Here is a 7,392-nt window from a genome sequence, read left to right as displayed (position 1 = left end):
ACACCCCGCCCCCACGCCTGTCAACTCCCCCCGCCCGAGTCTGCATATCCTCCCAAAACCCAGGGCTGGGTGGACATACTTGGGCATGTTCAAGATCGAGGCCGCCGAGGTCACGCTGGTGCGTCTGCCGCTGAAGTTCCGGTTCGAGACCAGCTTCGGGGTGCAGACCGAGAAGCTGGTGCCGCTGCTGACGCTGCACGGCGAGGGGGTGTCGGGGCTGAGCGAGGGGACGATGGAGCCTGCGCCGATGTACCGCGAGGAGACGATCACCGGAGCGCTGGCCCTGCTGCGCGAGGTGTTCCTGCCACGCGTGCTGGGCCAGACCTTCGCCAACCCGCAGGCGCTGGAAGCCGCGCTGGGGCCCTTCCGGGGCAACCGTATGGCCCGCGCGATGGTGGAGATGGCGGCCTGGGACCTGTGGGCACGGACGCTGGGCGTGCCGCTGGGCACCCTGCTGGGCGGCACCAAGACGGAGGTGGAGGTCGGCGTGAGTCTGGGCATCCAGCCGGACGAGGCCGCGACGGTGGAGATCGTGCGGCGGCATGTGGAACAGGGCTACCGCCGCATCAAGCTGAAGGTGAAGCCCGGCTGGGACGTGCAGCCGGTGCGGGCGGTGCGGGAGGCCTTCCCCGGCATCCGGCTGACGGTGGACGCCAACAGCGCCTACACGCTGGCCGACTCCGGACGGTTGGCCGCGCTGGACGCCTACGACCTGACCTACATCGAGCAGCCGCTCGCCTGGGACGACCTCGTGGACCACGCCGAATTGCAGCGCCGCCTGCGCACGCCGCTGTGCCTCGACGAGAGCGTGACGAGCGCCGCCGACGCCCGCAAGGGGCTGGCGCTGGGGGCGGGGCGGGTCATCAACGTGAAGGTCGCGCGGGTGGGCGGGCACGCCGAGGCGCGGCGGGTGCATGACGTGGCCGCCAGCTTCGGTGCCCCGGTGTGGTGCGGGGGCATGCTGGAAAGCGGCGTGGGCCGGGCGCACAACATCCACCTTTCCACGCTGCCCAATTTCGCGCTGCCGGGCGACACGAGCAGTGCCAGCCGCTACTGGGAGACGGACGTGGTGAACGAGGCGCTGGAGGCCACCGATGGGCGGATGCCGGTGCCCCCCGGTCCCGGCATCGGGGTCACGCTGAACCGCGAGTTCGTGGCGGGCCGGGCCGAGCTGCACGAGGAGCTGCGGGCTTGACGGGAGGGCGGGCCTTCGTGGTCCGGGACGTGACCGGTCCCTGGGCGATGCGGGCGCTGGAGGCCGTGCAGGTCGGGGCCTGGGGCTACCCTGACCGCGAGGTGCTGCCTGCCACCATGCTCCGCATCGGGGCGCACACGGGGGGGGTGGTGCTGGGCGCCTACCCGCAAGACGACCCGGAGACGCCCTTCGGCCTGGCCTACGGCTTTCCAGCGTTGCGGGGCGGCGAGGTCTGGCACCACTCGCACCTGCTGGCCGTGCTTCCCGGGTGGCGCGGGAGTGGGGCGGCCGTCGCACTGAAGCTCGCGCAGCGGGAGCGGGTGCTGGCGCAGGGCCTCACGCGGATGACGTGGACTTTCGATCCGCTGGTGCCCCGCAATGCCCGGCTGAATCTGGGCAAGCTGGGAGCGCGGGCGGTGAGCTATCACCCGGACTGGTACGCGCTGGGGGAAGCCCCGGAGACAGCCTTTCCCGCCGACCGCCTGATGGTGGAGTGGGACCTCACCCTGCCTCATGCCGAGCGGCCCTCCCCCGGACTGGAAGGGGAGGTCGTGCTGGAGGGGAAGGCCGACGTTCCTGGCCCGGCCCGTCTGGAGGCCGCCTCCCCACGCCTCCTCGCGGAAGTGCCCCTCTACGCCGAGCCGTTGTCCGACGACGTGCGGCTGGCCTGGCGGCTCGCGTTGCGGGCGGCGCTGGGCACCTATCTGGGGCGTGGTTACGCCGTGACTGACCTCGCGCGGGAGGAGGACCGGGCCTTTTACGTTCTGACCCAGGAAAACCGGGCACCCCGCAGGATGCCCGGCCCGAAACGCTGATCCTCAGCGCACAGCGTTGAAAAAGGCGACGTCGCTGATCCAGTCCTGCTGGGGAAGAGGCTGCGCGATGGGGTTCACCACGATGCTGAGCGCCTGGGCGAGTTGCTGGCTGCCCTGAGGCTTGACGGTGGCGAAGGCGTCCCCGGCGCTGAAGGTGCTGAGTTCGGAGAGGTTGAGCTGGCGGCGGCTGGTGATCAGCAGCACCTTGTTCAGCCCGGCGGGGCCGCCCACGTTGAAGACGAAGTTGTCGCTGTTCGACGGGAAGCTGCGGACCTCGCCCTTGCGGACATAGTTGCCGCTGCCCAGGCGGTTGGGGAAGATCTGGTCCACCGTGCCGTCGGGGCTGAGGCAGAAGAGGTACACGTAGGCGTTCTCGTTGACACTGACCGAGAGCCGGATGCGGTCGCCGATGCGGTAGGTCGGCGTGCGGGTGCCGCTGGTGTCGCGGTCCACCCAGACGCGGCCCTCCAGCGTGGTGGGCACCGGGTTCACGATGATGCTCTGGGTGCTGAGCTTGGGCGCGGCCTGCGCGGGCAGGGCGAGGCTGGAGAACACGGAAGCGGTCAGGGCGAGGATCAAGGCGGGCTTCTTCATGGCGTCTCCTGGCAGCGGAAGCGGCGCGGAATTGTCCATCCGGGTCGCGCTTTCCGGGCTGCTGCCGCCAGCGTAGGCCCGCCCGCCTGACGTGGCGTGAACGCTGGCTGACTGAACGTGAGGAGGCTCGCCTTTGAACTCATCTGCCCCGGCACAACAGCAAAGAGCCGCCCGGAGGCGGCCCAGTGTGGCAGGGATACCAGGATTCGAACCTAGACAAACAGATCCAAAATCTGTTGTGCTGCCATTACACCATATCCCTAGAACAGTGCAGTCCCCTGTGACGAGGCGAAAGGGAGTATAGCCACGCCCCGCGCAGTGGGTCAACCGCCCGGCACAGGAGCGGGCGCCGCCTTCTCGACCACCGTCAGGCCCGCGAACTTCAGCAGCAGCCGCTTCTGCCCCACGCCGGGAAAATAGACCAGCACCTCGCGGCGGTCCCCGGCGTGGAAGCCCTGCAGGAACACACCCTCGCCGAACTTGGCGTGGCGCAGCCGCAGAGGCTGGGTGGTGCTGACTGCCCGCTGAAGCTCGCGGCTCGGGATGCCGAGGCGGGCGCTGACTTCCGGCAGCGAGAGGCCGTGCAGGTCGAGCAGCTCGCGGGCTTGCAGGGGCCAGGAGGGGGGCAGGGCCGGAACGTCGGGAAGGATCGCCGCGTCGGGTTCGGGCTGCGGCAGCCGCTCGACGCCCAGCAGGGCTTCCAGGAAGGCGCGGGTGGCGGGCTTGTCGGTGGGACGGCGCTCGCCGCTGGCGAGAAAGGGGCTGTAGCAGCGGCTCACGGCGATGCACTCGTAGCAACCGTGCGCCTCCCTGCAGCAGGTCTTGGCCGCGAGGTCGAGCGCCCGGCGCAGCAGGTCCTCCAGACTCTCGAAAGCGCGGCGGCTGACGCCCAGGCCGCCTGCCCAGTCGTCGTACAGGAAAAAGTAGTTGTCGCGGTCGGGGCGAAACGCGCCCGCGAGATCGTTCTCGTCGCAGGCGACCCGCTCGGGCGTGACCTTTTGCAGCAGGTGCTTGAGGGTATGGGCGACCGCCGTGGGCTTCTCGGTGGCGCGGGCGTCCACGCCGACTTCCAGTGCGGCGGTGCGGAAGGGGGGGAGTTCCAGCGGCTCGTCGTAGAGGTGCTCGGAGAGCTTGTGGTCCTGCATGCGGTCCTGAATGCGGCCCCCGCAGGCGCGGCAGACCCGCTCGGTGGGCTCCGGCTCGCGGTCGCAGCCGGTGCAGACGCGCTCGAAGACCTGCCGCATCATCATGTAGCCCGCGTAGCGCCGCCGGATCACCACCTCGCCGTGGCGGTAGGCGAGCGGCCCCCGCCGCACCCATTCCCCCATCTTCACCGGGCTGACCTCGATGGCGTACAGCCCGCGCGTGAAGAGGTTGGCCGCGTCGTACTTCTCCACCAGGATCGCGGTTCCGGCGGGGTGATCCTCCCAGCGGGTAACCTTGTAGCCCTGCCCGTCGAGGGTGAACACCGCCCCCTCGTGTTTCTCGGTGAGGGCGTAGTGCTGGCTGGGGGACTCCAGCGGGGTGTCGAAGGCGCGGGGGCCTTTGTGCACCCAGTCCGTTTCCTCGATCACCGCGAACTTGGCGCTGCCCTCCCCGCGCAGGTTCCAGTAGCGCGGGCCGGGCGCGAGGTCCGCCGGAAGGCCCGCCGCCCGGCATTCCTCGTTCGCGCGGGCGCGGTGCCGGGGGGCGAGGTAGGGATTCTCGGCCTCCACGACGGCCTTCTCGATGGGGCCGGTGACAAGTTCGCGGAAATTCTCCGCGTTGGAATAGAAGGCGTCCACCGGCTGCGGGACGCCCTGCTCGTTCAGCGCGGGCAGGTACAGCACCAGGCCCGGCGCGATTCGCCCCGCTCGCCCTGCCATCTGCCGGAAGGCCATGCGCGAGCCGGGGTAGCCGTCGATGATGACGACCTCCAGGTCGCCGATGTCCACCCCCGCCTCCAGCGCGTTGGTGGCGAACATCACGCCGCTTTTGGCCCGGCGGAACTCGGTCAGGCGGCCCTCGCGGTCGGAGGTGCCCGCCATGTAGAGGTGGACGTGCGAGCGGTTCAGCGGTTGCGCCCGGTAGGTCGAATACAGCCGCGCCGCCCGCGAGCGCCCCCGGAAGAAGGCCAGCACCTTGAGATTCCGCCCCACACTCGCGCTGATGACCGCGTCCCAGAAGCGCCGGGGCTGCCCCCGGTGGTCCGCGAGGTAATAGCGCTTGCCGTGCCGGGCGGCTCCCGACTCGCTGACCTGGGTGGCCTCCACGCCCACCAGCTCGCGGGCGAACTCGGCGGGGTTGCCGATGGTGGCGGTGGACAGCACGACCTGCGGGTTCGCCCCCAGCGCGCGGGCCAGCCCCAGGAGCCGCCGCAGCATCCCGGCGACCTCCGAGCCGAAACCGCCCCGGTAGGTGTGGGCCTCGTCCAGCACGATGAAGGAGAGCCGCCGCAGGAACTCGCGCACCCGGGGGTGGGTCAGCGACCAGTGCAGCTTGTCGGGGGTCGCGGTGACCATTCGCACGTCGTCGCGGAAGACCTCGCCGGGCTGCGCGGTGCCCTGAAAGGCGGCGATGTCCCACCCGAAGCCGCCGCGCTCGCGGAAGACTGCCAGCTTGTCGCGCTGGTCCTGCCCCAGCGCCACCAGGGGATAGACGAAGAGGGCCGTCGCCTCCGGATCGCGCTCCAGCCGCTCGAACACCGCCGGAAAGAAGGCCCCGGTCTTACCGCTCGCGGTGGGCGTCGTCAGGATGACGTGCTCGCCGCCCCGCATCCGGCGGTAGGTCTCGGCCTGGTGGCTGTAGACCTCCGGGAAGCCGAAGCCGCGCTGCACGGCGGGGGACCAGCCCAGATCGGCCGCCCCCACCGTGCGGGCGGGGGCGGGGGCCTCCTCGTGCAGCAGCGCCGCACCGCCCCCCAGGATGTCGCGCAGGAACCCCTCCAGTCGGGCGTAGGGGGAGCGGGCGGCGAACACGCCTCCCAGTGTAGGCGGGGACGGGAAAGGGGCGCGGGGACGCGGGTCACGGTGGACCCGCCGGGTCACATCACGCTGTCGCTGTCCCGGATCAGCAGCGGCGCGTCGAAGGCCACCGGGAGCCACTCGCGCTGGGGGTGCATGGCCTGGGGAGGGCAGGAGCGCACGCAGGCCATACAGCCCGTGCAGGCGGCGAGGTCGAGCAGCAGGCGGGCGCCGCCCTCGGGCTTGAACTCACGGGTGATCGCCTCGGTGGGGCAGACGTTGGAGCAGACCGGGCAGTCGATGCACTTGTCGTCCACCAGGGGCGCGGGCCACCAGACGGAGGCATCGGGGGCCGGGGCGGGCACCAGCGCACGACGCCGCCAGCGCCATTCCTCCGGCACGCGCTCCTGCGGCACGCTCCAGTCCACGAAGGGCAGCGGGCGCTCGGGCAAGAGCCCCGCGACCTGCTGCCGCCCCGCCCGGAANGGGGCGCGGGCCACCAGACGGAGGCATCGGGGGCCGGGGCGGGCACCAGCGCACGACGCCGCCAGCGCCATTCCTCCGGCACGCGCTCCTGCGGCACGCTCCAGTCCACGAAGGGCAGCGGGCGCTCGGGCAAGAGCCCCGCGACCTGCTGCCGCCCCGCCCGGAACAGGGTGGCGAAGGCCCCCCGGCGGCTGACCCGGCCCGCCCGGTCGCGGTCGTCGGGGGTCGCGGGGCGGACGGTGACCTCGGCGGGGCGTCCGGTGGGTTCGCGGAGGGTCTGCGCTTCCTCCACCACGCGGGTCAGGCGCTCCGGCACGTCGGGAGCACCGACCGGGCAGCCCGCGCAGTCCCCGTGCAGCAGGGTCAGCGGGGTGCCCCAGGCCCCGGCGGCGGCGACCACGGCAGGGGTCACGCGCCCCAGGCAGGTCAGCGCCGGACCGCCCGCCCCACTTTGCGAGCAGGTGAGGGTGGCCTCGCCTTCTGCTTCTGCCCCCTGCCCACCGTCGCGCACGCTCTGGAGGGGCAGGGTGAGGTCATATTCCAGCGCTCCCGACGGGCAGACCTGCACGCACAGGCCGCAGCCCGTGCACAGCGCGGGGTCAATGGCGATGCGGTGGCCCTTCAGCGTGATCGCCCCGTGCGGGCAGGTGACGTGGCAGGCGTCGCAGCCGCCCACCGCCTGCCGCTCCAGCAGGCAACGCGGGGCCGTGTAACGCGGCACCTGATCGCCGTACTCGCCCAGCCGCTCCAGCACGCCACTCAACATGCGGGGAGTCTAGCGGCGGGCGGCGGGGACAAGTGGAGCGGGCGCCCCGCTTGTCCCCGCCGCCTCCAGGACCTCCACCACCGCCCGCACCACCTCGGCCGGGTGGGTCCAGTGAAGCTGGTGGCCGCCGTCGGGAAAGACGTGCAGCCGGGCCTGCGGCAAGGCCGCCGCGAGGGGAACCGCATGGGCCCCGGCAGGCGTGAGGCGGTCGTGCGCCCCAGCGAGGACGACGGCAGGGACGTGCAGCTCCGGGTAGCCTGGTCCCAGCGCCCCGAGTTCCTGCGCCAGCGTGCGGTTCTCCCAGGCCAGCGCGTGAACCTGTCCCCGGCGGCGCGAAAAGGCCAGCATCATCGCGTGCCATTCGGGCGGGATCGGGGCGGGGTGAAAGGCCCGGCCCCCCTCCAGCCACGCCACCACCCGGCCGATGGGCAGCAGCAGCACCCGCGTGAGCAGCGTTTCCAGCACGGGCACCAGCGGCACGTAGGCGAGGGGCCGGGTCAGGCCGGGCGCGGGGTAGGCCGTGGGCGACACCAGCACCAGCCCGCGCACCCGCTCCGGGAACCGGGCCGCGAACGCGAGCGCCACCGCCGCCCC

The 7,392-nt window shown here is 71.9% G+C and carries 6 protein-coding genes, 1 tRNA gene and 1 pseudogene; 2 read left to right on the top strand and 6 right to left on the bottom strand.

The genetic code is table 11. From position 1 onward, the window contains the following. The first annotated feature begins 85 nt into the window (after positions 1 to 85). Together menC and QOL99_RS13120 are read left to right on the top strand one after the other, a co-directional pair. Positions 86 to 1,195, top strand: coding sequence for an o-succinylbenzoate synthase (gene menC, locus QOL99_RS13125; RefSeq protein ID WP_285524462.1), 1,110 nt, complete (start codon positions 86 to 88; stop codon positions 1,193 to 1,195). Between the two features lie 47 nt (positions 1,196 to 1,242). After that, entirely contained in the window at positions 1,243 to 2,010 is a 768-nt protein-coding gene (locus QOL99_RS13120) for an acyl-CoA acyltransferase (protein WP_407650184.1), read from the top strand. Positions 2,011 to 2,013: 3 nt separating this feature from the next. Here QOL99_RS13120 and QOL99_RS13115 read toward each other — a convergent pair whose 3' ends face one another. The 6 genes and pseudogenes from QOL99_RS13115 to QOL99_RS13090 all read right to left on the bottom strand — a co-directional run. After that, a complete protein-coding gene (locus tag QOL99_RS13115) occupies positions 2,014 to 2,604 on the bottom strand; it encodes a DUF4384 domain-containing protein (RefSeq protein WP_285524458.1) in 591 nt (196 codons plus the stop codon). Positions 2,605 to 2,792: 188 nt separating this feature from the next. Further along, a tRNA-Gln gene (locus QOL99_RS13110) sits at positions 2,793 to 2,866 on the bottom strand. Between the two features lie 61 nt (positions 2,867 to 2,927). Further along, positions 2,928 to 5,561: a DEAD/DEAH box helicase gene (locus QOL99_RS13105; protein WP_285524456.1), complete on the bottom strand. Its 2,634-nt coding sequence runs from the start codon at positions 5,559 to 5,561 to the stop codon at positions 2,928 to 2,930. 65 nt (positions 5,562 to 5,626) lie between these two features. Continuing rightward, a complete protein-coding gene (locus QOL99_RS18010; RefSeq protein WP_285524454.1) occupies positions 5,627 to 6,103 on the bottom strand; it encodes a 4Fe-4S dicluster domain-containing protein in 477 nt (158 codons plus the stop codon). Between the two features lie 461 nt (positions 6,104 to 6,564). Further along, a pseudogene (locus QOL99_RS18005) lies at positions 6,565 to 6,798 on the bottom strand (4Fe-4S binding protein); the annotation flags it as partial. Positions 6,799 to 6,807: 9 nt separating this feature from the next. Beyond that, on the bottom strand, positions 6,808 to 7,392 hold a 585-nt coding region (locus QOL99_RS13090; protein ID WP_285524452.1), incomplete at its 5' end, for an alpha/beta fold hydrolase.

Source organism: Deinococcus rhizophilus, from assembly GCF_030271215.1.
Classification (GTDB): Bacteria; Deinococcota; Deinococci; order Deinococcales; family Deinococcaceae; genus Deinococcus; species Deinococcus rhizophilus.
Note: the sequence above shows the minus strand (reverse complement) of the source record. Positions and strands in the feature narration are given on the sequence as shown.

Coding starts and splice junctions, on each gene's coding strand:
- QOL99_RS13115 (WP_285524458.1), bottom strand. CDS start 2,604: ATGAAGAAGCCCGCCTTGATCCTCGCCCTGACCGCTTCCGTGTTCTCC.
- QOL99_RS13120 (WP_407650184.1), top strand. CDS start 1,243: ATGCGGGCGCTGGAGGCCGTGCAGGTCGGGGCCTGGGGCTACCCTGAC.
- menC (WP_285524462.1), top strand. CDS start 86: ATGTTCAAGATCGAGGCCGCCGAGGTCACGCTGGTGCGTCTGCCGCTG.